This is a genomic window from Streptomyces griseus (assembly GCF_900460065.1).
In the GTDB taxonomy this organism is placed as follows: domain Bacteria; phylum Actinomycetota; class Actinomycetes; order Streptomycetales; family Streptomycetaceae; genus Streptomyces; species Streptomyces griseus.
Genome location: NZ_UAVD01000012.1, coordinates 54,782 through 80,165, shown reverse-complemented (window position 1 = coordinate 80,165; position 25,384 = coordinate 54,782). Strand labels below are relative to the sequence as shown.

Here is a 25,384-nt window from a genome sequence, read left to right as displayed (position 1 = left end):
GGATCCGTGTCGGGACGCGGCTTATGGCGGCGCGTCCGGCGGGGGACGGCCCCGGTGCGCCATTCCGTTCCCCCACCGCGTACCGCTATCGTCCCCGACTGGCGGATCGTCGATCGTCGACCCGCCGCGCCCTCGGGGGGAGGGAAGGAAACCCGAACCGATGCCCGTACCCGTACCGCAGCAGCGATCCGTTCCCGCTGCGGAGACCTCGCACGGCGACCTCACCCTGCTGGTGATCGAGGACGACCCGGCGGGCACCACCATCACCGTTCCCGAGCTCTCGGCAGCGGCGGGGACCCGGGTCCGTGTCCGAACCGCCCGCAACCTCACCGAGGCCGCGCGGCTGCTCACCGACGACGTCGACTGCATCCTGCTGGACCTGGCGCTGCCCCTCACCGGCGGCGGGCCCGGACCCGGCACGCCCGGTGCGGACGCCGCGGCGGCGGGCGGCGGGACGGCCGGCGGCGGACCGCTGCCCGAGCCCGTCTCCGCACGCGCCGACGAGCTGGCGGCCCTCACCCACGTACTCCGCATCGCGCCGCTCCACGCGGTCCTCGCGCTGACCCCGCAGGACGACACGGAGCTGGCGGCCGAGGCGGTCCGGGCCGGGGCGCAGGACTACCTCTTCCGGGGCGAGCTGGACGCGCGCGTCCTGAGCCGCGCCATCCGGTACGCCGTGGAGCGCAAGCGGGCCGACATCGCCCAGCACCAGCTGACCGAGTCCCGGCTGCGCGCCCAGGAGAACGCCCGCCTGGAACGCGGTCTGCTCCCCACCCCGCTGCTGGACGGCTCCGGCCTGAGCTTCGCCGCCCGCTACCGCCCCGGCCGCAGCCGCGCCCTCCTCGGCGGCGACTTCTACGACGTCGTCCGCACCCCGGACGGCACGGTGCACGCGATGATCGGCGACGTCTGCGGGCACGGCCCGGACGAGGCGGCGCTCGGCGTCGAGCTGCGGATCGCCTGGCGGGCGCTGACCCTGGCCGGGCTGTGCGGGGACGAGCTGCTCTCCACGCTCCAGCAGGTGCTGGAGCACGAGCGGCAGAGCGAGGAGATCTTCGCGACGCTCTGCACCGTGGACATCGCACCCGACGGGCGACGGGCCGGACTCTGCCTGGCCGGGCATCCCGCACCGCTGCTCGCCCGCCACGGCCTGCCCGCCCGGCTGCTCCCGTACGAGGACGGCGGCCCGGCCCTGGGGCTGCTGCCGCGGGCCCGCTGGCCGCGCCGCCAGGTCGAGCTGGGCGGCGGCTGGAGCCTGATGATGTACACGGACGGGCTCATCGAGGGGCGCGTGCGGGCCGGCGGCAGCGAGCGGCTCGGCCAGGACGGCATGGTCGCGATGGTCAACGGCCGGCTGGAGCAGGGGCTGGCTGGCGAGGAGCTGCTGGAGGCGGCCGTCGCCGAGGTGCGGGAGCTGAACGGCGGCGAGCTGACCGACGACGTGGCGGTCCTGCTGCTGGGCCGCGATCCGGAGCGGATACGACGGCGGGGCGGCAGCGCACCGCGCTCCCGCCCCGCCTCACCCGTCGTCGCACACCCCCTGGGCGCTCAGCGCCCGCCGTTGTAGGGACCGTACGGACCGTCGCTGCTGGAGCCGCCGCTGCGGCCACCGCCGCCCGAGACCGCCTTGAGCGCGGGGCGCACGTCGACCATGAACACGATCGACGCGACCACACCCGCGAGCTGGAGGAAAAGCATCGGGATGAGCAGGTTCACGGCGACGGCGATGCCGAGAATGATCAGCCAGAAGGACTTCTTCTTCTTGTCGGCGGCGCGGTAGGCGTCCTCACGGGCGGTCGCCGCGAAGACGAACGCGACCACGGCCAGCACCAGCATCGCCAGATAGAGCAGCTGGAGGAGCGAGCCGAACGCTGAGAGCAACATGGTGTGTACCGCCTAGTGAGTGGATGAGCGCCCTGCGGCCGGAAGGGCCAAGGTACCGGGACAACGAGCCGGCCACCCGTAAAGGTGCCCGCCCCGCGCCCCGGTCACGCGTCCCGCGACCGCGTACCGGAGGGACCCGGGGTCACTTGCCGGCGGGCGGCGGGGTCTTCCGGGCCGCGGGCTTGCGCGGCGCGGGCGTCTTCTTGGCGGGCGCGGCCTTGGCCTCGGCGGACTTCACCGGGGCGGCGGGCTTGGTCGCGGCGGGCGCGGTCTTCGTCGCGGAAGCCTTGGCGGCGGGCGCGGCCTTGGTCACGGCGGGCTTGGCGGCGGGCGCGGGCTTGGCGGCGGGCTTCGCCGGGGCGGCGGGCGCGGCCTCGGGCCTGGGCTCGGCCTCGATGACGGCGGCGATCTCGACGATCTCCTCGGCCGTCTCCCCGCGCCAGGTGCGGACGGTCTGCTCACCGTGCTCGGCGACCTTCTCGTACGTCTCCCGGGCCTTGATCGCGTACTCGGCGGCCACGCCCACACCGCGGAGCGCCAGGTCCTGGGCGCTCTCGCCCAGCTTCTTCAGGTCGGCGGCGTCGAGCGAACCGAACACCTCGGTGACCTTCGCCTGCACGGTGGCCTGGGCCTCCTTGGCCTGCGTGGTCACCTTCTCCTGCACGGCCTTGGGGTCGGTGTTGCGCACGGCGTCGATCCGCTCGGGCGCCTCGGCCCGCAGCTGCTCGATCAGCGCCGGAACCTTGCGCGCCTGCTGCACGGCCAGGTCGGCCGTGCCGGCGGCGAAGTAGAGGGGGGTGGGGTCGGTGAGGGTCTTGCGCAGGTCATCGGTGATGGCCATGACTGTGGTCCTCCCGGATCATCAGAACCAGCTGTTCAGCTGCGAGGGTCGTGGTCTTCGGTGGCGTCCGCACCGGCGCCGTCGCCGTTGCGGGACCCGGCATCGCCGCCCGCGGCGGCTTCCGCGTCCGCGTCGGCCCTGTCCGCGTCGGCTTTCCCGTCCGCGTCGGGCCCGGGAGCGAATCCGTTCTCGCGGCGGAAGGAGTCGTAGATCTGGAGCAGCACGTTCTTCTGCCGCTCGTTGATCGACGGATCGGCCAGGATGACCGCCCGCGTCTCCAGCTCCTCCCGCTCCCGCTCGTCGAGGATCCCGGCACGTACGTACAGGGTCTCGGCCGAGATCCGCAGCGCCTTGGCGACCTGCTGGAGCACGTCCGCGCTGGGCTTGCGCAGACCGCGCTCGATCTGGCTGAGATACGGGTTCGACACCCCGGTCGCATCGGCGAGCTGCCGCAGCGAGAGCTGCGCTGCACGGCGCTGCTCCCGCAGGTACTCACCGAGATTGCCGACGTTGAGTGATGCCATGAGTCGATAGTGCAACACTCTTGCTAACTTTTGCAAGCACATGCTTGCAAAAGTGTCGTGCGCCACTGGTCCGGCCCGCACCCCGGCCCTCGGCGCGGGGCGTCCGGCCCCGGGACGGGGCTCGGGCCGTGAGCCCTGTCGGACCCGGGTGCCACACTTCGGGTCATGTCCCTCGCCGATCTCCGTCTCGACCAGTGGCGGTCCCTCGAACCGCACGCCGCACGCCGCATCGCCCAGGAGGCCGCACGCCAGGTGGACGGCCGCGTGACCGCCGTCGAGACCGTCGAGCATCTCGGCGCTCCGCTGCACCGGGTCCGGATCGAGCGGGACGGGCGGGAGTTCGCCCTGATACCCGGCGGCACGGTGGCCCTCGGGCTGGATCTCGACGCCTGGCGGCCCACGGCCGAGCAGGCCGCCGACTACGCGGAGAGCCTGGAACAGGGCTACGGCCACGGCCCCGATCTGCGGGCCCACCTCGCCCAGGTGCTCAGCCCGCGCCGGAGCGTCTGCCTGGCGACCGTGCTCATGGCCGTGCGGGACGAGAAGCTGACCGAGCCGCCCGCCGACATGCCGGCCGTGCTCTCGGCCCGCGGCCTGCGCATGCCGACCTCCGACGAGTGGGAGCACGCCTGCGGAGCCGGGGCGGACACGCTGTTCCGGTGGGGCGACGACATCCCCTCCGGTGTCGTCCCCTACGACGACGCCACCGGGCCGCACCAGCAGCCGAACGGCCTCGGCCTGCGCATCGCCTACGACACCTACAGCACCGAGCTGACGAGCGATGTCACCGCGGCCCACGGCGGTGACGGCGGCGAGTCGGTGTGCGGGGGGTACGGCTGGGTGCTGGGGTGGCTGCCCCTGGCGACGGCCAACCGCAACCCCTCGATGGCCGAGTTCGCCCACGGTCCGGACGGCGAGGACCTGTGCGAGGACTTCTCCACCCGGCCCGTGCTCGATCTCTGAACCACCGGCGAACGCCCGGGGTCCCCGTCGCTCCGGCGGCGGGGGCGGGGAGAACGGGGACGGGGGCGGGGACGGCCGAGTCGGGCGGGGCGGCCCCGGATCTTGTCCCGAAGATCGTTCTGTTGGAGGCTGAAGCATGCCTAATCAACCGACGTTCATCCTCGTCCACGGGGCTTTCGCGAATTCCTTCTCGTTCGCGCCGCTCCAGGCCGAACTCGGCCTGCTCGGCCACCGATCGGTCGCCGTCGACCTTCCGGGACACGGATTCGAGGCGACCTCGCCGGCTTCCTACCAGGCTCCCCAGGATCTCGACGCCCTCGCCACGGAGCCGGGAAGCATCAAGGGTGTCACGCTCGCGGACAACGCCGCCCGCGTGATCGAGGCCCTCGAACGGGCCAAGCGGAACGGGCCGACCATCCTCGTCTCCCACAGCCGGGGCGGAACCACGGCCACCGCCGTCGCCAACGCCCGGCCCGACCTGATCGACCGGATCGTCTACGTCTCCGCCTGGTGCCCGGTCGATCTGGAGGTGGGCGACTACTACGCCGAGCCGGAGATGGCCGACGTCGACGCGGGATCGCTGTCCCTCGCGCTCGTCGGGAACCCGGCCGAACTCGGTCTGCTGCGGGTCAATTTCCGTACGGCCGACCCGGCGGCGCTCGCCGCGTTCAGGCACGCCTTCGCCGCCGACCTCACCGACGACGAGTTCCGGGTCTTCCTCAACACCTTCCAGTGCGACGAGAACCTCGACGCCGGTACGTACGCCGACCGGGCCCAGGCCGCGACCTGGGGCCGGATACCCAGGACCTACGTCCGCCTGGCCGACGACACCAGCCTCCCGCCCGCCTTTCAGGACCGCATGATCCGCGAGGCCGACACGCTCACACCCGACAACCCCTTCGACGTCCGGACGCTCGCCGGCGGCCATCTGCGCTGGCTCGTCCACCCGAAGCCCGCCGCCGAACTGCTCGCCGGCCTCGCGGCGCTCTGACCGCCCGCCCGGCCGGGAAGCCGGTGTTCCGGCCGGGCACCGGAGTCGGCCGGCTCCGGCGGTGGGCGACGGCGACGGCGACGGCGACGGCGACGGCGACGGCGACGGCGACGGCGACGGTACGGAAATCGGTTCGCGCATACGCGTGTTGGGCCCCCCACTGGGCCCGTGGGCCCCTGACCGGGCAGCCGCCCGGACCTATCGTCTATGCGGGTAGACCCCCGTGCCCACCGATGCCGCCCATCCCGGAACCCACGCACCCGCCCAGCCGGGCGTCCCACGTGCTCGACCCGCTTCGAGGGAGACATGATGTGCCGATCCTGTGCGACCACCGCCTCTCCGGCCCATCCGTCGGCGCGAGCGACGGCGGAGGCACCCGGCCGCACACGGGTCGCGGACCACGGCCTGTCCCGCCGTCGGCTGTTGGCGGGCCTGGGGCTGGGCGCGCTCGCCGTGAACGTCCCGGCCGGCGCCTCCCCGGCAGCGGCAGCGGCAGGAGAAGCGGCAGCGGCGAAGAACGGGGCGTGGGCCAATCCCGCCCTGGGCCGGTTCCCGGCCGGGGGCCACTACGGGGCGCCCCGGGGCGGCGCGTCCCACGCCGGCCAGGACGTCAGCAACTCCACGGGCACCGCCGTCCACGCGGCGGCCGGGGGCACGGTCGTCCGCCGGTCGTGGGGAGGAGGGCTGCCGGGGGCCGGACCGGCAACGCCCTGGTGATCGCGCACGGCAACGGCCAGTACACGTACTACGGTCACCTCAGCGCCTACCGGGTCGCCCTCAACGCCAGGGTCTCGGCCGGACAGCGCATCGCCGACATGGGGGCCACCGGCAACGTGACCGGGCCCCACCTGCACTTCGAGACCCACTCGGGACGCCTCGGCACCACGGTGAACCCGGTCGCCTTCCTGGCCGCCAGGGGCGTGGACCTGTCCGGCGGCTGGTCGAGGATCGACCCGGGCGCGAGCGGCGCCACGGTCGTGGTGATCCAGCACCTGATGAACCAACGCGGTCACGGGCTGGCCGTCGACGGGAGTTACGGCTCCCTGTCCGTCGGGGCCGTCAAGCGCTTCCAGCGCTCCGCGGGGCTGGCGGCCGACGGTCAGGTCGGGCCGGCCACCTGGCCCGTGCTCGTGTACACGCTGCGGCAGGGGGCGAGCGGGTCCCCCGTGCGCGCCCTGCAGACCGCGCTGAACAGACGCGGTGCCCGACTCGCGGTCGACGGCGGGTTCGGTTCCGTCACGACGAGCGCCGTACGCGCCTACCAGAGCGGCAACCGCCTGGTGACCGACGGCGAGGCGGGCCCGGTGACCTGGCGGGCGCTGACCGGCTGACCGCCGCCGAGTGTGGGACCCGCGGTGACGCGTGAGGTCCCGCGGGCCGCCCGCGAGGGCGGCAGTGGTCGGCCGTGAACGGTCCGGCGGCCGTTCACGGCCGACCACGCAACAGCACCGACGCACTACAGTGCCACCGTCCCGAAACCGCACCACAGCGACGAAGACCGCGTCAGGAGTCCGGACAGGCATGCGTACGCGATCCACCCCCGGCGACGACGGCGTTCCGGCACCACCTCCCCCGGCCCCTCCGGCCCCTCCGGCCGCCGAGGGGCGCGCCTTCGACGCGGTGCTCTGCGATCTCGACAACGTCGTCCGCTTCTACGACACCGCCCCGCTCGCCGCCCTGGAGCGGGCCGCCGGACTGCCGGAGGGCGCCACGACGGACATCGCCTACGCGCCCGAGGTCGATCTCCCGCTGCTCCTGGGCCGGATCACCCCGGACGCCTGGGTGGCGGCCATCGCGGCGGGGCTGGCGGAGCGGGTGGGCGCGGACCGGGCCCACGCACTGGGGCGGGCACTCGCGGACGCGCCGTTCCGGGCCGACGAGGAGGTGGTGGCGCTGCTGCGCCGGGCCAGGACCCACGTCCCGCTGGTGATTGTCACCAACGCGACCCTCCGACTGGACGCCGATCTGGCCCTGTTGGGACTGTCCGACCTGGCCGACGCGGTCGTGAGCAGCGCGGTGGAGCGGGTGGCCAAGCCCGACCCGGCCATCTACCGCATCGCGGCGGCACGGGCGGGCGTACCACCGTCGCGGTGCCTGTTCGTGGACGACCGGCAGGAGAACGTCGACGCGGCCACCGCCCTCGGCATGACCGGTGTCCTCTACCGCGAACCGGACGACCTGCGGAGGGCGTTGGGGCCGTGCGCGCGGGAGGAGCGGCGCGCCGCGACCGCCCCCGGGGCCACGGGCGCGACGGTCGCCGGGGGCGGGGACGGAACGGTCGCCGGGGCGCCGGACGGGGCAGCCGGAGGGGCGGCGCGGTTCGCCGGGCGGGGGCGTTGAGCCCGGTGGACCGAGAGCCGGAGGTGCTGTCCGGCGGGCTGGTCAACGCCGGAGCCGTCGTCCGCCACGGCGACGCCGTCGAACGCCCCGCCCCACCGCACGCCGCCCTCCTGCACGCCCACCTCCGGGCCCTGCGGAACCGGGGCTTCGACGGCGTGCCCGTCCCCCTGGGGGGCGCCGCCCCCGAACACCGCGAGCGGCTCTCGTACATCCCCGGCGAGGTCGCCGTCGCCCCGCACCCGGCCTGGGCCTGGACGGACGGGGCCCTGCGCTCCGTGGGGGCGCTGCTCCGGCGCATGCACGACGCGGCGGCGGCCGTTCCGGTCGGCCGGGCGGCCGGCTGGCCCGGCGACCTGGCCGATCCGGAGGGCGCGACGGCTCCCGGTGCCGTGGTCTGCCACAACGACGTGTGCCTGGAGAACGTGGTGTTCCGGGACGGCCGTGCCGCCGCGCTCATCGACTTCGACCTGGCCGCGCCCGGCCGCCCGGTGTGGGACGTGGCGATGACGGCGCGCTACTGGGCGCCGATGCGGGGCCGCGCCGGGCTCGACCCGGCGCACCGCCTGCGCGTCCTGGCCGACGGTTACGGACTCGGGCGCGCGGACCGGGCCGCCCTGCCCCGGGTGGTCGAGCAGGCCACAGCGGTGTGCCGGGCCTTCGTCGAGCTGCGGGTGGAGCGGGGGGACCCGGCGTACGCGGCGGCCTACGAGGAGAGCGGGCGGGCGGTGTGGGACCGGCACCAGACCTGGCTGGCGGACCACCGCCGCGACCTGACCGCGGCCCTGCTCGCCGGCTGACCCCGCGAACCGGCCCGCGCCCCTCGACTCCCCGCCTCCTGAACGCGCGTACGCGGTTCAGGCGTCGGCTCCGCGACGGCGAGACGAGGTCGGCTCCGGCTCCGGGACGACTCCGGTGCCGTCGGGGTCAGTCCGGTTCCAGGCCCGTGCGCAACTGCACGAACGCCTGCTCGGCCGCCCGTACCGCGGAGGCGTGGACCCGGTCCGCGCTCTCCCCCGCGTCGATCCGCCGCCAGTTCTCCAACGCCAGGATGCGCAGGACGGCGATGATCTGGCCGGCCGCGAGCCGTTCGGGCAGTCCGTCGCCGAGGGCGCGGGCGAGTGCCGCCTCCGAGCGGCCCTGGTAGGCGTGCAGGCGGGCGACCAAAGACGGCGTTCCGTACAACAGGCGGAGGAACGCCAGCACTTCCGGTACGTCGCAGAGCCCGGTCACCGGGTCGCGCCGGTCGAGGCCGTCGAGGAAGTGGCGGCGCAGGGCGTCCAGCGGGCCCTCGCCGGGGGGCCGTTCGGCGACCACCCGGGCGGACTCGTCCTCGTGGTCGGCGAACCGGTGGAGGACCAGGTCCTCCTTGGCGGGGAAGTACCGGAAGAGAGTCGGCTTGGAGATGTCGGCCGCCGCCGCCACCTCCGCCACGGACACCTTGTCGAAGCCGCGCTCCAGGAACATGGCGATGGCCGCGTCGGAGACCGCCTGGTAGGTCAGCCGCTTCTTGCGCTCCCGCAGACCGGGCCCGCCGCCGGCTCTCTCTCCGCTCATGACCATGAAGCGTACGCCTCCGACCTCAAGCGGACTTGACCTCGCCGTCGGCCGCCCTGCGGATCAGCGCCTCCACCCCGTCCAGCAGCACGCCCATGCCGAAGCCGAACTCGTAGTCCGCCTCGTCCGGCGCGCTCATCACCCCGGTCTCCAGCTGCTGGGTGATCCCGGGGTGCCGTTCGGGGTCGACGAGCCGCTTGAGGGTGCGTTCGTGGGAGGCCGCCAGTTCCTCGGGGGTGATGCCGCGGGCGATGACGGCGGCGCTCAGATCGCTCGTCATCAGCGCCTCGCTGCGCACGAAGTTGGAGATCAGCAGGATCACCGAGGTCTTGTCGCCCTCGCCGAGACCGCTGTCCCGCAGCGCCTGGAGCCCCTGCTCCCACCAGGCGATCGAGTTGGGGGTCGCGGGCGGGCCGCCGATGGGGATGCGGAGCGCCCAGAGGTGGCCGTGGTAGCGCTCGCGCTGCGCGGCGGCCCATTCGGTGAGCGCCGCCCGCCACCCCGCGCCGGTCTCCAGGGCGGACAGGGGCGCCGGCGGGCCGATCGCCGCCTCCTGCATCAGGACGTACAGCTCGTCCTTGGCGGAGACGTACCGGTACAGGGACATCGTGGACGCGCCGAGCTCCTGGGCGACCCGGCCCATCGACACGGCCCCGAGCCCGTCGGCCGCCGCGACGGCCACCGCCGCGGCCACGATCCGCTCCAGGCTCAGGCCGGGTTTCGGCCCCTTGGCCGGGCGGTCCCGCAGCCCCCAGGCCGCCTCCAGGCTGGCCGGCAGATCACCGCCGCCCGAGCCGTTCTTCTCCGTCACCGCATCCCCTTCGCCCACCGTCCCGGCCGCGCCGCCGTCCTGCCGCCGGCGCGCTCGGCGCCCCCGTTCGCCTTGACCCCATCCTAGAGATGCGTAATGCTTACGCAGTAACGCGTATGGCATACGCAAAAGGAGATCCGAACCATGACCGGTCCGACCGGCACCACCGGCAGCCGCGGCGGCGGCACCGCCGACGGCTCCCACGCCATCGAGGCGTACGGCCTCACCAAGTCCTACGGAAAACCCGCCGTCCGGGTCCTCGACGGCCTCGACCTCCGGGTCGCGCGCGGCACCGTCTTCTCCCTCCTCGGGCCGAACGGGGCCGGCAAGACCACCACCGTGCGGATCCTCACGACGCTGACCGAGGCCGATTCCGGCTCCGCCCGCGTCGCGGGGTACGACGTCGTCGCCGAGCGGAGCGCGGTGCGCGGGTCGATCAGCCTCACCGGCCAGTTCGCCGCCGTCGACGAGACCCAGACCGGCGAGGAGAACCTGCGGATGATGGCCCGGCTCTCCGGGCTCTCCCGGGCCGGAGCCCGGCGCCGGGCCGGGGAGCTGCTGGAACGGTTCGACCTCACCGCGGCGGCCCGCCGCCCCGTCCGCACCTACTCCGGCGGGATGCGCCGCCGCCTCGACCTGGCCGCCGGACTCGTCGGCTCACCGGAACCCGAGGTCTTCTTCCTGGACGAACCGACCACCGGCCTCGACCCGCGCAGCCGCCACGGCCTGTGGGACGTCGTGAGGGAGCTGGCCGCGAGCGGGGCCACCATCCTGCTCACCACCCAGTACCTGGAGGAGGCCGACCGCCTCGCCGACCGCATCGCCCTGCTGAACCGGGGCCGGATCGTCGCCGAGGGCACCGCCGCCGACCTCAAGTCCCGCGTCGGCGGACACCGCCTCGACCTGGTCCTCACCAGCAGCGAGGCCTACCTCCGGCTGGCCGGGCGGGCCGTCCACCACTCCCCCGAGACCCTGACGCTCGGCCTCCCCACCGACGGCTCGGCGGCCCAGGTGCGCGCCCTGCTCGACGAGGTCGACCCGACGGGCCACGCGATCGAACGCTTCAGCCTGCACAGCGCGACCCTCGACGACGTCTTCCTGGACCTCACCTCGAACGCGCCCACCACCCCGGAGGCGTCCACCCATGTCTGACACCGCCCTGCGGCGCGGCACCCCGGCCCGGCACTCCGGCGGGCCCCCGCGCCACCCCTCCCCCGCCCCCGGGCTGCTCACCCACACCGCCGTCATGGCCGCCCGCGCGCTGCGCATCAGCAGCCGCAACACCGACGCGCTGATCACGTCGCTGGCCCTGCCGATCATGATGATGCTGATCTTCGTCTACTTCTTCGGCGGTGCGATCGACACCGGGACGGACAGCGACTCGTACGTCATGTACGTCGTCCCGGGCGTCCTGCTCCTGTCCGCCGGGTTCGGTGCCGCGACCACCGCGACCGCCGTCAGCGAGGACATGAAGGGCGGCATCATCGACCGGTTCCGCTCCCTGGACGTGGGCGCCACGCCGGTGCTGGCCGGACACGTGGCGGCCAGCACCGTCCGCAACCTCTGCTCCACCGCCCTGGTCTTCGGCGTCGCGCTGCTGATCGGCTTCCGGCCCGCCGCCTCCTGGAGCGGCTGGCTCGTGGTCGGCGCCGTGCTGGTGGCCTACATCGTGGCCCTGTCCTGGATCTCGGCGGCGATCGGCCTGCTGGCCCGGACCCCGGAGGCGGCGAGCGGCTTCACGTTCTTCATGTCGTTCCTGCCCTACCCGAGCAGCGCGTTCGTGCCGACCGAGAACATGCCCGACTGGCTGCACGGTTTCGCCGACCACCAGCCGATCACCCCGGCCATCGAGTCGCTGCGCGGGCTGCTGCTCGGCCAGGAGATGGGCGACACCCCCTGGATCGCGCTCGCCTGGGCCGCGGGGATGCTCGCCGTGGCGGTCGCCGCCTCGGGCACGCTGTTCCGGATCCGGACCCGCTGACCGCCGGTACCGGGACCGCGGTCCCGGTACCGGCCCCCGGGGCGGGCGGGGGTCAGAACACGTCCGGGCACCACGGCCGCCGGCCCGTACGGAACACGGCGTCCGCCGTCGTCGCCGCACCCGCCCGCGACTCCTCCGCCCGGCCCAGGTCCACCAGCCGCCGCACGGACTCGTCGCCCAGATACAGCGTCGCCAACTCGGCCACCCCCAGGACCAGATCGGCGCTCCGGGTGGTCGATACGCACCGGGCGCCCCCGGTCGAGGCGTCCAGCAGGAAGCGGCCCCCGGCCAGCCCGGCGTCGTCCCGGACCTCCAGGACGAGCGACGCCTCGGTGCCGTAGGTCCGGGCCTCCAGGGCGCGCGGCACGTCCAGCATCCGCAGCCACAGCCAGTCCGCGTTCGTGATCATCCGGGCCGCGCGCGGGTCGGGCAGCAGCAGCGGGAGCAGGTCGTCGGGGGCGCGGTAGCCGGAGCGGATCGTGGTGATCCAGTCGATCGAGCAGAGGTAGTGCCACAGGGCCCGCTCGGCCGCCGGGTTCAGCGCGATCATGTCCCGTACGGAGGCGGTGTTCAGCGGCTGCTTGGCGTCGCCCCACGTGTCGTCCGTGCCATACGTCATCAGGCCGTCGACCGTGCCGTCGGCGGCGCGGTGCACGACGTAGAAGGGTTCGGTCCACTTCTCGTGGGCCGAACTGGGCGCCGCCCCCGTCCGCTGCCGCCACCAGCGCTCGTCGCGGGTCACCACGCCGGGCTGCCGGGCCGCCAGCGCTCCATGCACCTCGGGCCCGAGCTTGCGGACGTCCGCGCCGTCCACCATCTCGATCCGGCCGCCGTCCGCCGGCTGCCCGGAGCGGCGCGCGTCGAGGCCGGCCCGGTACACGGAGACCTCCCACACGGAGGTCCAGGCGGCGGGGCCGAAGCCGTACCGTCCGTAGATCGGGTACTCGGCGGCGATCAGCGAGGCGACCGGCTCGCCGCGCTCCTTGGCCGCCGCCAGGTCGGTCGCCATCATCCGGCTGAGCAGTCCGCGCCGGCGGTGCGTGGGCGTCACCGTCACCCCGCTGATCGCGTCGGCCGCCACGGTGGCCCCGCCGACCACCGTCAGCTCCTGGGCGAAGGAGCGGAACGTCGCCACGCAGCGGCCGGCCTCGAAGGCCCCCTGCGTGCGGGAGAGGTCGGCGCCGGCGAAGCGGTCCGCGACGAGCTCCTCACTCGGTGTGCCCGCCGTGAGGAACCCGGTGCTCACCGCCCTCATCCACTCGGCGCTCTCGGACGGGGTGATGGTGCGGACATCAAGGCTCATCCCTCCACGCTAGGCAGGCGTCCCTCAGAATGTCGCGCGAATTTCCCCGACCTCGGCCGCCCCGCCGAGCAGCGGCGACCGTCCGATCCGGGCGACCACCGGGGCATCCACGCCCAGCAGCTCCAGGGCGCGGGCCAGCACCGGGCCGAGCGCCCGGCCCGCCCCGTCGTCGATCTTGAAGGCGAGGGCCCTGCCGTCGGCCAGGGCGACCGCCTGGACCGCCTCCGCGCCCATCTTGGAGAGCGTCCCCGGCACCTCGCGCATCAGCCAGGTGTCGGGGCGCCGGGTGCCCGCGACGTACTCCGGGTGGGCGCGCATCGCGTCGGCGACCCGGCGCTCGGCGCTCCCGGGCTCCGCCAGCACGAAGGAGCGGAAGGCGCGCGCCAGGCCGGTCAGCCCGATCGCCATCAGCGGGGCCCCGCAGCCGTCCGTGCCCAGGGCCGCGACCGGCTCGCCGGCGGCTTCGGCGACGACCTGCCCGATGAGCTGCTGGAGAGGATGGTCCGGGGCGAGGTACGTGGCGGTGTCCCAGCCGTTGCGGACGCAGACGGCGAGCATGGCCGCGTGCTTGCCGGAGCAGTTCATCGTGATCCGCTCGCGTACGTGCCCGGCGGCGAGGTAGGCCTCCGCCTCCACCGGGTCCAGCGGCAGGTCCGGCGGGGTCAGGAGGTCGCCCGGGCCCAGCCCGTGCTCGGCGAGCATCTTCCGTGCGAGGTCGAGGTGGAAGGGTTCCCCGGAGTGGCTCGCGGCGGCCAGCGCCAGCCGTTCGCCCGCGAGGTCGAGGCCGGCCCGCAGGATCGCGGCGGCCTGCATCGGCTTGTTCGAGGACCGGGGGAAGACGGGCGCCGCGGGGTCCCCGATCGCCCGCTCCACGCTGCCGTCGGCGGCCAGCAGGACCAGCGATCCCCGGTGGTGCCCCTCCGTGAACCCGGAGCGCACGACCTCGGCCAGGACGGGCGGGGCGGGGGCCGGGACGGAGGATATGGCGGACGGGGCGTCGGTGGACGTCATGGTGGCCTTCCGGGGACGGGGGTGCGGGACCCGCGCCCGGAAGGGTCGCTTCAGGCGAGCAGGTCGTCTACTTGTGCTTCCCCGTCACGGTACCTGCGGGCGATCTCCGCGCCGCAATCGTCTGCGGTGCGCTGGAGCTCGTGTCGGCGCCGGGAGACCTGCTGTTCGTAGCGGACGAGCCGCCCCATCGCCGTGTGCAGTTCCTCGTCCGTCCGGGCGTCCAGATCGGACAGCTCGACCTCGGCGAGGTTCTCGGCGGCGAGCTGCCGGAACTCGTCGCCGCGCGGCGTCGTCAGCGTGACGTGCCGGGCGGAGGTGCGGTGCCGGGACGGGGTGTCGGCCAGGATCTCCGAGAGCCGGCTCACCACGGCCGCGTCCTCCACCGGGGCCTCCGGGTCCCGGCGGCGGGCCAGTTCGGCGCGGAGGATGTCGATCCGGCCCTGCACCAGCCGGCGTACGTAGCTGAGGTCGGCCTCGTCGCGCTGGGCGTCGCGGCGCAGCGTCCGCAGCTCCGGCAGCCGCAGCCCGCCGATCCCCGCGTCGCCGCCGGCCTGCTCGGGCACGGCGGCGGCTGCCGGGGGCGTCGCGGGCGGCAGTACGGGACCCTGTCCCGGCAGACTGCGCTGTACGGGTGACCGCAGGGTGCTGGTGCGGTGGCGTGCGCCCGGTACGGCACCGGGAGATTGTCCGGCTCCATAGGTACTCATGCTGTTCCGTCCCCTCGACCGGTGCGTCGGCACACCGACATCGTGCATCGTGCCACTCCGCACGGTGCCGATGCAGGTGCTCTGTACCCGTTCAGCCCAAGATAGGTTGGTCTGTATGCGTGCAGTGGTGCAGAGAGTGGACGGCGCGAGCGTCTCGGTCGCCGGGGCGACGGACGACCCCTCGGCCCCCGGAGTCGTCGGGGAGATCGTCGGCGAGGGCCTGTGTGTGCTGGTCGGGGTCACCCATGACGACACCCCTCAGAAGGCGGCGCAGCTGGCCCGCAAGCTCTGGTCGGTGCGCGTCCTGGAGGGCGAGAAGTCCTGTTCGGACGTGAACGCCCCCCTGTTGGTGATTTCTCAGTTCACTCTCTACGGGGACGCCCGCAAGGGCCGTCGGCCCACGTGGAACGCCGCGGCGCCCGGCGAGGTGGCCGAGCCGCTGGTGGACGAGGTGGTGGCGCAGCTGCGGGCGCTCGGGGCGCGGGTGGAGACGGGCCGGTTCGGAGCGGACATGCGGGTCTCCCTGACGAATCACGGCCCGTTCACGGTGATCATCGAGGTGTAGGGCCGTCCGGGTCGCGCGGGGCGCCTACGGCTCGACCACCGTCTCCTGGGCCGCCGCCGTGTCCCCGGCGAGGAGCTCCGCGTCGACGGCCACGTTCCGCTTGACCAGGGCGAGGGCGATCGGGCCCAGCTCGTGGTGGCGGGCCGAGGTGGTGATGAAGCCGAGCTGGCGGCCCTCCTGGCCGTCGGCGGCCAGCCGTACCGGCGTCCCGTGTCCCGGGAGGTGCACCTCGCTGCCGTCCAGGTGCAGGAAGACGAGCCGCCGCGGCGGCTTCCCCAGGTTGTGGACGCGGGCGACGGTCTCCTGGCCCCGGTAGCAGCCCTTCTGGAGGTGGACGGCGCCGCCGATCCAGCCGAGCTCGTGCGGGATGGTGCGGTGGTCGGTCTCGAAGCCGACGCGCGGCCGGTGCCCCTCCACGCGCAGCGCCTCGTACGCCAGGATCCCGGCGGCGGGGCCGTGGGCGGCGGCGTACGTCTCCAGGTCGGCGCGGGGCAGGAACAGGTCCCGGCCCTGCGGGGTCTCCCGTACGACGACGCCGTCCGGGACCTCGGCGATGGAGCCGGCCGGGAGGTGGACGACCGCGATGTCGCCGGTGCGGTCGGCGACCTCGGCCCGGTAGAAGAACTTCATCGACTCCAGGTAGGCGATCAGCTCGCCCTGGCTGCCCGGCTCGACGTGCATCCACACGGTCGTGCCGTCGTCGACCAGGTACATCGCGTGCTCGATGTGCCCGTTGGCGGACAGGATGAGCGCCTCGGTGGCCCGGTTGGGGGCGAGGTCGGTGACGTGCTGGGTGATCAGCAGGTGCAGCCAGCTCAGCCGGTCCTCGCCGGTGACGGTGACGACGCCCCGGTGGGAGAGGTCGACGAAGCCGTTGCCGTCGGCCAGCGCGCGTTGCTCGCGGAACAGGTCGCCGTAGTGCGCGGCGACACCTTCGTCGCGGCCTTCGGCGGGGACGGCGCCGGGCAGGGACAGCAGGGGGCTCATCATGTGCCCAGCCTACGACTTGGCGGGGGCGTCCTTCGCCGGCGTGTTCGCACCGGTGCCGACGGCCCGGTCCGGGGCCCCGTCCGCGGACCCGCCGGCGGCCCCGTCCGCCGCTTTCGCGGCCGCGCACCCCGCACACCGGCCGAAGATCGCGAAGTGCTTCATGTCCGTCTCGAAGCCGAAATCGGCGCGCAGCTTCTCGGTGAAGTCGGCGACGACGGAGAGATCCGCCTCTATGACGTCCGCACAGTCGCGGCAGACCAGGTGGATGTGGTGGTGCCGGTCGGCCAGGTGGTACGTCGGGGCGCCGTGCCCCAGATGGGCGTGGCTGACCAGGCCGAGCTCCTCCAGGAGCTCCAGGGTCCGGTACACCGTGGAGATGTTCACGCCGGACGCGGTCCGGCGCACCTCGCACAGGATGTCGTCCGGAGTCGCGTGCTCCAGGGCGTCGACCGCCTCCAGGACGAGCTGACGCTGGGGCGTCAGCCGGTAGCCGCGCTGCCGAAGATCGGTCTTCCAGTCGGTGCTCACCACACGCCCAGTGTAGGACGGGGCGAGCACCGGGCAGCAGCCCCGGCCCCGGGCGGGATCCCGCGGGGAGATCCGCGCCGGGCACCGCCCCCGCGGCGTCCTCGTCGAACGCCTACTTGAAGAACGCGATGCCGTCGTCCGGCATGTCCGGGAGGTTGCGCGCCATCTCGGCGACCTCTTCCGGGGTGACGACCTTCTTCAGGTGCGCCGACATGTACGGGCGCAGCTCGACCTCGGGGGTGGCCTTCTCGCCGACCCACATGAGGTCGCTCTTGACGTACCCGTAGAGCCGCTTGCCACCGCTGTACGGGCCGGAGGCCGCCGTGCGGGCCACCGCGTCGGTGACCAGGTCGATCTGCGGCTTCTGGTCGGCGAGCTCGCCGTACCAGATCTCGATGACGCCCTGGTCGCGGGCCATGACGACCTCGACCTTGCGGTCCTTGTCGATGCGCCAGTAGCCGGTCTCGGTCTCCAGCGGCCGGACCTGCTTGCCCTCGTCGTCCAGGACCCAGGTGTGGGAGACGTACTCCAGGAAGTCGCGGCCGTCGTGGCTGAAGGTGACTTCCTGGCCGAAGTTGCACTTCTCGGCGCCGGGGAAGTCGGACACGCCGGCGCCCGCCCAGTTGCCGAGGAGGAAGGCCAGCGGGACGAGGTCCGGGTGGAGGTCGGACGGAATCTCGATCATGAGCGGCTCAGACGATCTGTGAGGGTGCGAGGAGTGGGCGGGGAAACCGTGGGAGCGGCGGAGGTCAGCGCTGGCCCTGGTACAGCTTCTTCACGGTGATCGCGGCGAAGGCGGTGACGCCCACGCAGACCAGGACCAGCAGGGCGGTGAAGAATGCCTCAAGCACAGGGGGCTCCTCGTGACGAGCGGGTGGCGGCGGTGACAAGCCGGTCCCAGCCTAATGGGTGGGGGCCCGGCCTTCTCGTTCAGGTGGCGCGGCGCGGGTTCCCTCTCCCGCGCGCACGGGTGACCCCCGGGCCGGGCAGGAGGCCGCGTGCGGACGATTAGAGTTCCGGATATGCCGAAGAAGCTTGTGATCAAGGTGACCGCCGGGCCCGAGGCCGCCGAGCGCTGCTCCCAGGCCTTCACCGTGGCGGCGGTGGGCGTCGCCAGTGGTGTGGAGGTCTCGCTCTGGCTGACCGGCGAGTCCTCGTGGTTCGCCCTGCCGGGCCGGGCCGCCGAGTTCGAGCTTCCGCACGCGGCCCCGCTGCCGGACCTGCTGGACTCGATCCTGGCGGGCGGGCGGATCACCCTGTGCACCCAGTGCGCGGCCCGGCGCGACATCGGTGAGAAGGACGTGCTGGAGGGCGTGCGGATCGCGGGGGCGCAGGTCTTCGTGCAGGAGGCCATGGCGGACGGCGCCCAGGCGCTCGTCTACTGACCGGGCGGGAGCCTCCCCCGGCTCAGTGGCGTTTCCTGCCGTCCAGCTCGTCCCACCACGCGTCGGACTCCGGGTCGCCGGAGGGGTCGTCCCACCAACGGTCCTCGGGGCCCCGCCGGTTGGCGACCATCGCGGCGACGGGCGGGATCACCATGGCGACCACGCACATGGCGATGGCGACCGGCATGGACCACAGGCGCACCACGGCCCAGGCGGACACGAAAAGCGCGACGCATCCGCCCATCATGAGGAAGTAGTTCCGCCTGCGTCGGGCGTACATGTCTCCAGCGTAGGACTCCCCGGGCCGCCCGCCCACCCGGTGGAGCCCCCCGTACGGCACGAAGGGCCGCACCCCGCGTCAGGTGGCGTCCAACCCCCTGGGGTGCGGCCCTTCGGCCGTTCTGCGTGCCGTACGGAACGCGTGCCGCGATGCGTGCCGTGACCGTCGCGGATCAGACGGCGATGGCGACCTCGGAGAGCCCGCCGGTCTGCGCGACGACCGTGCGGTCGGCGCTGCCGCCGGGAACCAGGGCGCGGAGCGTCCAGGTGCCCTCGGCCGCGTAGAACCGGAACTGCCCGGTCGCCGAGGTCGGGACCTCGGCGGTGAACTCGCCGGTCGAGTCCAGCAGGCGCACGTAGCCGGTGACGGGCTCGCCGTCGCGGGTCACGCTGCCCTGGATGGTGGTCTCACCGGGCTTGATCGTCGAAGCGTCGGGGCCACCGGCCTGTGCTCCACACATGGTTCTGTCCTTCTGGTCGGGTCGTGCGGGTCGGACGGTCGGAGGGTCGGACTACTTGGCGGGGCCGAGCTCGATCGGCACGCCGACGAGGGAGCCGTACTCGGTCCAGGAACCGTCGTAGTTCTTGACGTTCTCCTGGCCGAGCAGCTCGTGGAGCACGAACCAGGTGAGCGCGGAGCGCTCACCGATGCGGCAGTAGGCGATGGTGTCCTTCGCCAGGTCGACCTGCTCGTTCTCGTAGAGCGCCTTCAGCTCGTCGTCCGACTTGAAGGTGCCGTCGTCGTTGGCGTTCTTCGACCACGGGATGTTGCGGGCGCTCGGCACGTGGCCGGGGCGCTGCGACTGCTCCTGCGGGAGGTGGGCCGGGGCGAGCAGCTTGCCGCTGAACTCGTCGGGCGAGCGCACGTCGACCAGGTTCTGGCTGCCGATGGCCTTGACGACGTCGTCGCGGTAGGCGCGGATCGACTCGTCCTGCGGCTTGGCCTTGTACGCGGTGGCCGGGCGCGTCGGGACGGCGTCGGTCAGGTCGCGGGAGTCGAGCTCCCACTTCTTGCGGCCGCCGTCGAGGAGCTTGACGTTCTCGTGGCCGTACAGCTTGAAGTACCAGTAGGCGTAGGAGGCGAACCAGTTGTTGTTGCCGCCGTAGAGGACGACGAGGGTGTCGTTGCCGATGCCCTTCTCGCTGAGCAGCTTCTCGAAGCCGGCCTGGTCGACGAAGTCCCTGCGGACCGGGTCCTGGAGGTCCTTGGTCCAGTCGATCCGGATCGCGTTCTTGATGTGGTTCTTCTCGTACGCCGAGGTGTCCTCGTCCACCTCGACGATCGCGACCTGCGGGTCGTCGATGTGGGCCTCGACCCAGTCGGCGTCTACCAGGACGTCGCTGCGGCTCATGTTGTTCTCCTCCGGGGCAGTCTGCGGCGGGGTGGTGCGAGATGCGGAGTTGCTGGGTGCGGGTGTACGCGCGGAGGCACGGAACGCGGCGCGTACGGGGCACGGGGCCGGCGCCGACGGCGGTCGCGGGGCGACGGCCGATGGGCCGGGGGAAGCGGGACGGTGCGAACGCCCCGCTCAGAAGGGGCGACAGAGCATGGCGGCGACGCGGCACAGGTCTACTGCCCGCCGCTTCGTGAGATCCGCCTGTCGCTTCATGGGTCCGATCGTAGGGAGGTACGTACGGAGATGTCACCGTCGTGTCGCATATTGAGACACGATCATCCGTGATGCGAGACGGGGAAGGGGCGGGGGAGCTCGGTCTCCCGGGCGCGACTCCCCGAGCCTGCCCCGCATCTGCGGACCGGACGCGGACGTCTCACTATCCGGATCGACCGTGCCGTCAGCGGCGGCCGTGGCTCCTCCGGCACGCAGCGAGACCTCCGAGGCGGATCTCTGCCGTCAGGGAGACCTCCGAGGCGGATCTCAGCCCGTGAGGGAGACGTCCGCGCCGGTCACCGAGATCTCCAGGCCCTTCTCGGTCACCTTGACCTCCTGGAGCTCCAGCCCCTTGGGCAGCCCGTCGATCTCGCCCTCGAAGTCGGTCTTCTGACGGACCAGCCGCTCGACGCCGGGGAGGCCCTCGCCGGGCACCTTGTCCGCGCGCACCTTGATCGTCCGACCGTCGACGCGGGTCACGGTGGACAGCACGCTGCGCGAGATCGGGCGGCCGAGGAGCTCGACGCTGCCGGTGACCTTCGCCTTGCCGTCGCCGCCGTACTCCACGGCGACGCCGTCGCTGGCCGCCGCCGTCAGGTCCGCGTAGCTGACGAGCGCGGTGCCGGTGGCGCGGGCGGCCGTGGCGCTGCGGTAGCCGGAGCCGAGCTTCACGTCGCGCAGTTCGGCCCGGACCTCGCTGACGCGTATCGCGCGGCCGGCGGCGCTGGCCTCCATGCCGGTGAGGTTGACGTCGACCCGGTCGAGCCGCGAGGCGGCGAGCTGGGTGAGGAAGGGGAATCCCTTGATCGAGATCTCCGTGGTGGCGGTCCCGCCCCCGCTGATCGTGACCCGGTCCTCGGCCTCGGACTCGGCGAAGTAGACCGCCGCGCGGTCGACGGCGAGGAAGAGGCCGCCGAGCACCACCACCAGGACCAGCAGTATTCGCAGTGCGCGCATGTGTCGTTCCCCCCACCTGAGCCGATCGGTCCCCTGGCGCCCGTGAGCCTACTGCCGCAGGAGAGGGACGCCCTGGATCATCGACGAGCGACGGCCCCCGCCCGGTTCCCCGGGGGCTGCCCGCGCCTCCCGGCGGGCCGGCCCCCGGGGGCCGCCGGGGACGGAGGCCGTGCGGCGGCCGAACGGTGGCCGCGCGGCGGTCAGAGGATGGCGCGGCCGACCAGGTAGGCGGCCGGGGCCGCCATGGTCAGCGGGAGCGCCACCCCGGCGGTCATGTGCACGAACCGGGACGGGTAGTCGTAGCTCGCCACCCGCAGTCCGATGAGCGCGCACCCGCCCGCCGCGAGACCGAGCAGCACGCCCTTCGTCCCGAAGTCGGTCATGGCTCCGACGGCGAGGCCGGCACCCGCGCCCGCGAGCAGGGCCGCCCCGAGGGAGGCCACCGCGGGCAGCGGAAGGGACCGGACGAGCGTGGCAGCCGCGACCGCCGCCCCGCCGACCGTCACCGCGTCCGGGACCGCCGCGAGGAACCCGCCCGCGAGCACCGCGAGCGACGCCGAGACGACCGTGGCCATCAGGCCGTACATCCGCTCGTCGGCCCCCGCGTGGCTGCGGAGCTGGAGGACCACGGTGAGCAGCACCCAGACGCCCAGGGTGCCGAGCAGCGCGGCGGGGCCGTGCTCCCGGCCCGCGGCGAGCAGCGCGACATCGGCGACCAGGCCCCCGGCGAAGGCCAGCGCGATGCCCTGGCGGGCGGGCCACATGCCGTTGAGGCGGAACCATCCGGCGGCCGTCACCGCCTGGAGGAGCACCACCGGGACGAGCAGCGCGTACGGACCGATCGCCGCGCCCCCCGCGAGCAGCAGGCCGAGCACGGCGGTGAGCGCGGCGGGCTGCGTCCCCGGCGCGATGATCGGCGAACGCCCTTCCGCGCGGGCCCGCTGGGCGTCGGTGATCCGGGCGTTGCCCAGCGTCGTGGGCGCGCTGTAGCCCGTGTCGCCGGGCCCCGGCCGTACGGTCACGGGTTCGGCGGCGGGCCCGGGCGCGGGCGCGGCGGGCGTGGTGGCGGGCGCGGCCGGGACCTCCGGCGGCAGCGGGAAGGAGCCCGAGGCCCCCTGGGGCGGCAGATAGGCGGTGTCGGCCGCCGAGGGCGCGGAGGGCGCCGGGGCCGCGGAGGGCCCGTACGGCTGCTGCGGGTGCGGGTGCTGCTGGGGGTTCGGCTGCTGAGGCTGCTGCGGGTGCGGCTGCTGCTGACCCTGCGCCTGCCCGTGGTGCTGCGGCTCCTGGTAGAGCGGCTGGTGCTGCTGCGGCTCCTGGTAGAGCGGCTGGTGCTGCTGCGGCTCCTGGTACCGCTGCTGGTACGGAGTGTGCGGGTCGGGCGTCGCGTACGGACCGGGCTGCGGCTGACCGTACGGACCGGGCTGCGGCTGACCGTACGAGCCGGGCTGCTGCCGACCGTACGGATCGGGCTGCGGCGTCCCGTACGGACCCGACTGCCGCGGCTGCCCGTGGTCCTGCCCGTGCCCCTGCCCGTAACCCTGCCCCGGGCCCTGCGGCGGGTGCTGTTCCCCGTCCGGGCGGACGGTCGGCTGGTACTGCGTGTCCCAGGTCGGCGCCTGCCACGTCTGCGTCCCGCCCTGGTCGAAGGCGGCCGGGTCCTGGGGCGTGGCGGACTGCCCGGCCGTCCCGTCGGGCCAGTGCGGCGTCGCCGGCTGCTGCCGCTCGGGGTCGTACGGATACGGGTACTGCTGATCGCTGCTGCTCATGGCCTGCGGTTCACCCTCCTGCGAACGGCGGGAGCACCTCGACCGTGCCGCCCTCGGCAAGGCGTACGGTCTCATGCCCACGGGTCCCGACGGGGTCCCCGTCGATGAGGAACGAGCACCGCCGGAGCACCTGGCTCAGCTCGCCGGGGTGCCTTCCGCGCACCGCGTCGAGCGCCTCGGCGAGGGTCTCCGCCGCGTACGGTTCCTCCGCGGTGCCCGCCGCGGCCTTGGCCGCGGCCCAGTAGCGGATCGTCCCCGCTGCCATGGCGCCACTCCTTCGGGTCGGTTCGTCGCACGCCTCGTGCGTCAGCTCTCCATGATGGGTCACGCGCGGACGGGTCACGCGCGCGGTGCGGCCGTCGCCCAGTCGGCGATCCGGGCCAGCAGGGCGTCGTCCGCCGCGTTCTCGGCGTGGCCCATCCCCCGCTCCAGCCACAGCTCCGCGCCACCGGGCCCGGCCGCCTCCGCCAGCATCCTCGGGTGGTCCAGCGGGAAGTAGGGGTCCCGGTCGCCGTGCACGAGCAGCAGCGGGGCCGGGGCGATGAGCGGGACCGCGGCGACCGGGGAGAGCGGGACGGGGTTCCAGGCCTCGGTGGCGATGCGGGTACGGAGTCCGTAGCGCCCGACGAGGCGGCCCGAGGGCCGGGTGACCACCCAGTGCAGCCGGCGCATCGGCGCCGTCCCCCGGTAGTACCAGCGAGCGGGGGCGCTGACGGAGACCACCGCGTCCGCGTGCGCCCCCGGCCTCTCCCTGCGCCCCGCGCGCGCCGGTACACGAACGGCCGTACGTCCCGCCGGGGATTCCGCCGTCCACGGAGCGCTGTCCGGAGCGCGGTGCAGAGCGCCGTGCCGCAGCACCACCGAGCCGCCCATCGAGAACCCGACCGTCACCACCCGGGAGTGCCCCAGCTCCCGCGCCCAGGCCACCGCCGCGGCCAGGTCCAGCACCTCGCGGTCGCCGACCGTGGAGCGCCCGCCGGACCGGCCGTGGCCCCGGAACGAGAACGTGACCACGGCGGCACGCCGGGCGAAGACCCGCGCCGCGCGCCGGACGGCGGGGCGGTCGGCGGAGCCGGTGAACCCGTGCGCGACCACGATCGCGGGGGCCGCCGCGGGCCCGTCGCCCGCCGCGTCCCCGGGCGTCGCGGCGGCCGGCGCCCACGGTTCGTACACCGCCTCGACCGGCACCCCGTCATCCGTCCGCAATGTGGCGATGCGCGGGGGGCGCGTGAGCAAGGGAACAGAAGAACTCGGGAATCGACCCTCGGACGCGGAACTCATGTGGGTTATTCTGCTGCGAAGAGGATCCGGGCAATGCAGCCCCCGGGTCCTTTTGTGCTTTACCGGCGTTGTTACGGCGACGTTTCCACAAGCTCAGCGGTCCCGGGGCGCGGATCCGCTGTGTGAAAGCCGTATGACGCCCGACGCATGACGTACGAAGCAGTGCCGCATACTCCCCCGGGCCCGACCCGGGAGTGCCCCTCTCGCAGGGAACGAGGAGGACCGACGTAATGGGCGAGCGAACCGTGCACCACGATCGACCGAACCAGGCAGGTGGCCGGCGATGAGTTCACTGCTGCTTCTGACGAACGCACTCCAGCCGTCGACGGAGGTGCTCCCCGCCCTCGGGCTCCTGCTCCACAGCGTGCGGGTGGCGCCCGCCGAGGGCCCGGCCCTGGTGGACACCCCGGGCGCCGACGTGATCCTCGTCGACGGGCGGCGCGACCTTCCGCAGGTCCGCTCGCTCTGTCAGCTCCTGCGGTCCACGGGGCTCGGCTGTCCGCTGATCCTCGTCGTCACCGAGGGCGGTCTCGCGGCCGTCACCGCCGACTGGGGCGTGGACGACGTCCTGCTGGACACGGCGGGACCGGCCGAGGTCGAGGCCCGGCTGCGCCTCGCCATGGGCCGCCGGCAGATCACCTCCGACGACTCCCCGATGGAGATCCGCAACGGTGATCTCTCCGTCGACGAGGCGACGTACAGCGCGAAACTCAAGGGCCGGGTCCTGGACCTGACCTTCAAGGAATTCGAACTGCTGAAATACCTCGCCCAGCACCCGGGCCGGGTATTCACCCGCGCCCAGCTCCTCCAGGAGGTCTGGGGCTACGACTACTTCGGCGGTACGCGGACGGTCGACGTCCACGTACGGCGACTGCGCGCCAAGCTCGGCCCCGAGCACGAGTCGCTGATCGGCACCGTGCGCAACGTCGGCTACCGCTTCGTCACGCCGGAGAAGGTCGAGCGCGCTGCGGAGGAGGCCAAGGAGCGGGCCGCCGCCCGGCAGCGGGCCGCCGGCCCCGTCGCCCGATCGGAGCAGTCCTCTTCGGCCACGGCGACGGAAGAAGCCCCGGTGGAGGCTGCCAAGAGGTAGGTCCATCCGCGTAGACTGCGGCG

Annotated in this window: 29 protein-coding genes and 1 pseudogene; 11 read left to right on the top strand and 19 right to left on the bottom strand. The window is 73.7% G+C overall.

Annotated elements, in window-relative coordinates; all coding sequences use genetic code 11:
* Positions 1-160: 160 nt before the first annotated feature.
* Positions 161-1,567 carry a PP2C family protein-serine/threonine phosphatase gene (locus DTB53_RS07260; protein ID WP_012380291.1) on the top strand — a complete coding sequence of 469 codons (1,407 nt, stop codon included), beginning with the start codon at positions 161-163 and terminating at the stop codon, positions 1,565-1,567.
* On the opposite strand, the gene DTB53_RS07255 is transcribed toward DTB53_RS07260, so the two are convergent.
* From DTB53_RS07255 to DTB53_RS07245, 3 genes are all read right to left on the bottom strand, one after another.
* Entirely contained in the window at positions 1,549-1,884 is a 336-nt protein-coding gene (locus tag DTB53_RS07255; protein WP_003968161.1) for a DUF2516 family protein, read from the bottom strand. The genes DTB53_RS07260 and DTB53_RS07255 overlap by 19 nt on opposite strands.
* Positions 1,885-2,026: 142 nt before the next feature.
* On the bottom strand, positions 2,027-2,725 hold the full coding sequence (locus DTB53_RS07250) for a hypothetical protein (protein WP_012380290.1): 699 nt from the start codon (positions 2,723-2,725) through the stop codon (positions 2,027-2,029).
* A 35-nt stretch (positions 2,726-2,760) separates the two neighbouring features.
* Positions 2,761-3,249, bottom strand: a complete 489-nt coding sequence (locus DTB53_RS07245; protein WP_003968159.1) for a helix-turn-helix domain-containing protein — start codon at positions 3,247-3,249, stop codon at positions 2,761-2,763.
* Between the two features lie 165 nt (positions 3,250-3,414).
* On the opposite strand from DTB53_RS07245, the gene DTB53_RS07240 reads away from it, so the two are divergent.
* The 5 genes and pseudogenes from DTB53_RS07240 to DTB53_RS07220 all read left to right on the top strand — a co-directional run bounded on the left by DTB53_RS07240 (position 3,415) and on the right by DTB53_RS07220 (position 8,340).
* Positions 3,415-4,212 (top strand): hypothetical protein, encoded by a 798-nt coding sequence (locus DTB53_RS07240; protein WP_012380289.1) that lies wholly within the window; start codon positions 3,415-3,417, stop codon positions 4,210-4,212.
* A 136-nt stretch (positions 4,213-4,348) separates the two neighbouring features.
* Positions 4,349-5,203, top strand: coding sequence for an alpha/beta fold hydrolase (locus DTB53_RS07235; protein ID WP_012380288.1), 855 nt, complete (start codon positions 4,349-4,351; stop codon positions 5,201-5,203).
* Positions 5,204-5,512: 309 nt separating this feature from the next.
* Positions 5,513-6,534 (top strand): annotated as a pseudogene (locus DTB53_RS07230) (peptidoglycan-binding protein).
* 190 nt (positions 6,535-6,724) lie between these two features.
* Entirely contained in the window at positions 6,725-7,543 is an 819-nt protein-coding gene (locus DTB53_RS07225; protein WP_042496819.1) for an HAD-IA family hydrolase, read from the top strand.
* Positions 7,540-8,340 carry a phosphotransferase gene (locus DTB53_RS07220; RefSeq protein WP_012380284.1) on the top strand — a complete coding sequence of 267 codons (801 nt, stop codon included), beginning with the start codon at positions 7,540-7,542 and terminating at the stop codon, positions 8,338-8,340. The genes DTB53_RS07225 and DTB53_RS07220 overlap by 4 nt, the downstream gene beginning before the upstream one ends.
* 127 nt (positions 8,341-8,467) lie before the next feature.
* On the opposite strand, the gene DTB53_RS07215 is transcribed toward DTB53_RS07220, so the two are convergent.
* Together DTB53_RS07215 and DTB53_RS07210 are read right to left on the bottom strand one after the other, a co-directional pair.
* On the bottom strand, positions 8,468-9,103 hold the full coding sequence (locus tag DTB53_RS07215) for a TetR family transcriptional regulator (RefSeq protein WP_003968152.1): 636 nt from the start codon (positions 9,101-9,103) through the stop codon (positions 8,468-8,470).
* A gap of 19 nt (positions 9,104-9,122) precedes the next feature.
* Positions 9,123-9,908, bottom strand: a complete 786-nt coding sequence (locus tag DTB53_RS07210; RefSeq protein ID WP_012380283.1) for a TetR/AcrR family transcriptional regulator C-terminal domain-containing protein — start codon at positions 9,906-9,908, stop codon at positions 9,123-9,125.
* A gap of 144 nt (positions 9,909-10,052) precedes the next feature.
* Between DTB53_RS07210 and DTB53_RS07205 the strand changes: the two genes are divergently transcribed.
* Both DTB53_RS07205 and DTB53_RS07200 read left to right on the top strand, forming a co-directional pair.
* Complete coding sequence (locus DTB53_RS07205) at positions 10,053-11,060, top strand: ATP-binding cassette domain-containing protein (RefSeq protein ID WP_012380282.1); 1,008 nt, start codon at positions 10,053-10,055, stop codon at positions 11,058-11,060.
* The gene (locus DTB53_RS07200) at positions 11,053-11,889 is read left to right on the top strand and encodes an ABC transporter permease (RefSeq protein WP_042496817.1); all 837 of its coding nucleotides are present in this window, start codon (positions 11,053-11,055) and stop codon (positions 11,887-11,889) included. The genes DTB53_RS07205 and DTB53_RS07200 overlap by 8 nt, the downstream gene beginning before the upstream one ends.
* A 52-nt stretch (positions 11,890-11,941) precedes the next feature.
* Here the strand turns inward: DTB53_RS07200 and DTB53_RS07195 are convergent, their stop codons facing one another.
* The 3 genes from DTB53_RS07195 to DTB53_RS07185 are packed head-to-tail and all read right to left on the bottom strand — an operon-like array spanning position 11,942 to position 14,910.
* Positions 11,942-13,192, bottom strand: coding sequence for a GNAT family N-acetyltransferase (locus DTB53_RS07195; protein ID WP_012380280.1), 1,251 nt, complete (start codon positions 13,190-13,192; stop codon positions 11,942-11,944).
* Positions 13,193-13,216: 24 nt separating this feature from the next.
* On the bottom strand, positions 13,217-14,203 hold the full coding sequence (locus DTB53_RS07190) for an asparaginase (protein WP_012380279.1): 987 nt from the start codon (positions 14,201-14,203) through the stop codon (positions 13,217-13,219).
* Positions 14,204-14,253: 50 nt separating this feature from the next.
* On the bottom strand, positions 14,254-14,910 hold the full coding sequence (locus tag DTB53_RS07185; RefSeq protein ID WP_012380278.1) for an RsiG family protein: 657 nt from the start codon (positions 14,908-14,910) through the stop codon (positions 14,254-14,256).
* Positions 14,911-15,025: 115 nt separating this feature from the next.
* Here DTB53_RS07185 and dtd point away from each other — a divergent pair, with 115 nt between their 5' ends.
* On the top strand, positions 15,026-15,475 hold the full coding sequence (gene dtd / locus DTB53_RS07180) for a D-aminoacyl-tRNA deacylase (protein ID WP_012380277.1): 450 nt from the start codon (positions 15,026-15,028) through the stop codon (positions 15,473-15,475).
* 24 nt (positions 15,476-15,499) lie between these two features.
* On the opposite strand, the gene ygfZ is transcribed toward dtd, so the two are convergent.
* The 3 genes from ygfZ to DTB53_RS07165 all read right to left on the bottom strand — a co-directional run bounded on the left by ygfZ (position 15,500) and on the right by DTB53_RS07165 (position 17,678).
* Entirely contained in the window at positions 15,500-16,465 is a 966-nt protein-coding gene (gene ygfZ / locus DTB53_RS07175; protein WP_003968144.1) for a CAF17-like 4Fe-4S cluster assembly/insertion protein YgfZ, read from the bottom strand.
* Between the two features lie 9 nt (positions 16,466-16,474).
* Entirely contained in the window at positions 16,475-16,996 is a 522-nt protein-coding gene (locus tag DTB53_RS07170; RefSeq protein ID WP_012380276.1) for a Fur family transcriptional regulator, read from the bottom strand.
* 109 nt (positions 16,997-17,105) lie between these two features.
* Positions 17,106-17,678, bottom strand: coding sequence for a heme-binding beta-barrel domain-containing protein (locus DTB53_RS07165; protein ID WP_003968141.1), 573 nt, complete (start codon positions 17,676-17,678; stop codon positions 17,106-17,108).
* A 337-nt stretch (positions 17,679-18,015) separates the two neighbouring features.
* On the opposite strand from DTB53_RS07165, the gene DTB53_RS07155 reads away from it, so the two are divergent.
* Entirely contained in the window at positions 18,016-18,378 is a 363-nt protein-coding gene (locus tag DTB53_RS07155; protein ID WP_012380275.1) for a DsrE family protein, read from the top strand.
* A gap of 22 nt (positions 18,379-18,400) precedes the next feature.
* Here the strand turns inward: DTB53_RS07155 and DTB53_RS07150 are convergent, their stop codons facing one another.
* The 8 genes from DTB53_RS07150 to DTB53_RS07120 form a co-directional block, all read right to left on the bottom strand.
* Positions 18,401-18,658 carry a DUF3099 domain-containing protein gene (locus DTB53_RS07150; protein WP_030705814.1) on the bottom strand — a complete coding sequence of 86 codons (258 nt, stop codon included), beginning with the start codon at positions 18,656-18,658 and terminating at the stop codon, positions 18,401-18,403.
* Between the two features lie 172 nt (positions 18,659-18,830).
* Positions 18,831-19,118: a DUF1416 domain-containing protein gene (locus DTB53_RS07145; protein ID WP_003968135.1), complete on the bottom strand. Its 288-nt coding sequence runs from the start codon at positions 19,116-19,118 to the stop codon at positions 18,831-18,833.
* A gap of 51 nt (positions 19,119-19,169) precedes the next feature.
* Positions 19,170-20,009 carry a sulfurtransferase gene (locus tag DTB53_RS07140; RefSeq protein WP_012380273.1) on the bottom strand — a complete coding sequence of 280 codons (840 nt, stop codon included), beginning with the start codon at positions 20,007-20,009 and terminating at the stop codon, positions 19,170-19,172.
* Positions 20,010-20,186: 177 nt separating this feature from the next.
* A complete protein-coding gene (locus DTB53_RS37945; RefSeq protein WP_350751515.1) occupies positions 20,187-20,267 on the bottom strand; it encodes an Ms5788A family Cys-rich leader peptide in 81 nt (26 codons plus the stop codon).
* A 267-nt stretch (positions 20,268-20,534) separates the two neighbouring features.
* On the bottom strand, positions 20,535-21,224 hold the full coding sequence (locus DTB53_RS07135; RefSeq protein ID WP_012380272.1) for an LmeA family phospholipid-binding protein: 690 nt from the start codon (positions 21,222-21,224) through the stop codon (positions 20,535-20,537).
* A gap of 200 nt (positions 21,225-21,424) precedes the next feature.
* On the bottom strand, positions 21,425-22,990 hold the full coding sequence (locus DTB53_RS07130) for a hypothetical protein (RefSeq protein WP_012380271.1): 1,566 nt from the start codon (positions 22,988-22,990) through the stop codon (positions 21,425-21,427).
* Positions 22,991-23,000: 10 nt separating this feature from the next.
* A complete protein-coding gene (locus DTB53_RS07125; RefSeq protein WP_003968131.1) occupies positions 23,001-23,255 on the bottom strand; it encodes a MoaD/ThiS family protein in 255 nt (84 codons plus the stop codon).
* A 74-nt stretch (positions 23,256-23,329) separates the two neighbouring features.
* Entirely contained in the window at positions 23,330-24,271 is a 942-nt protein-coding gene (locus DTB53_RS07120; protein WP_012380270.1) for an alpha/beta hydrolase, read from the bottom strand.
* A 283-nt stretch (positions 24,272-24,554) separates the two neighbouring features.
* Here DTB53_RS07120 and DTB53_RS07115 point away from each other — a divergent pair, with 283 nt between their 5' ends.
* The gene (locus DTB53_RS07115; RefSeq protein ID WP_069456016.1) at positions 24,555-25,361 is read left to right on the top strand and encodes a response regulator transcription factor; all 807 of its coding nucleotides are present in this window, start codon (positions 24,555-24,557) and stop codon (positions 25,359-25,361) included.
* Positions 25,362-25,384 lie beyond the last annotated feature (23 nt).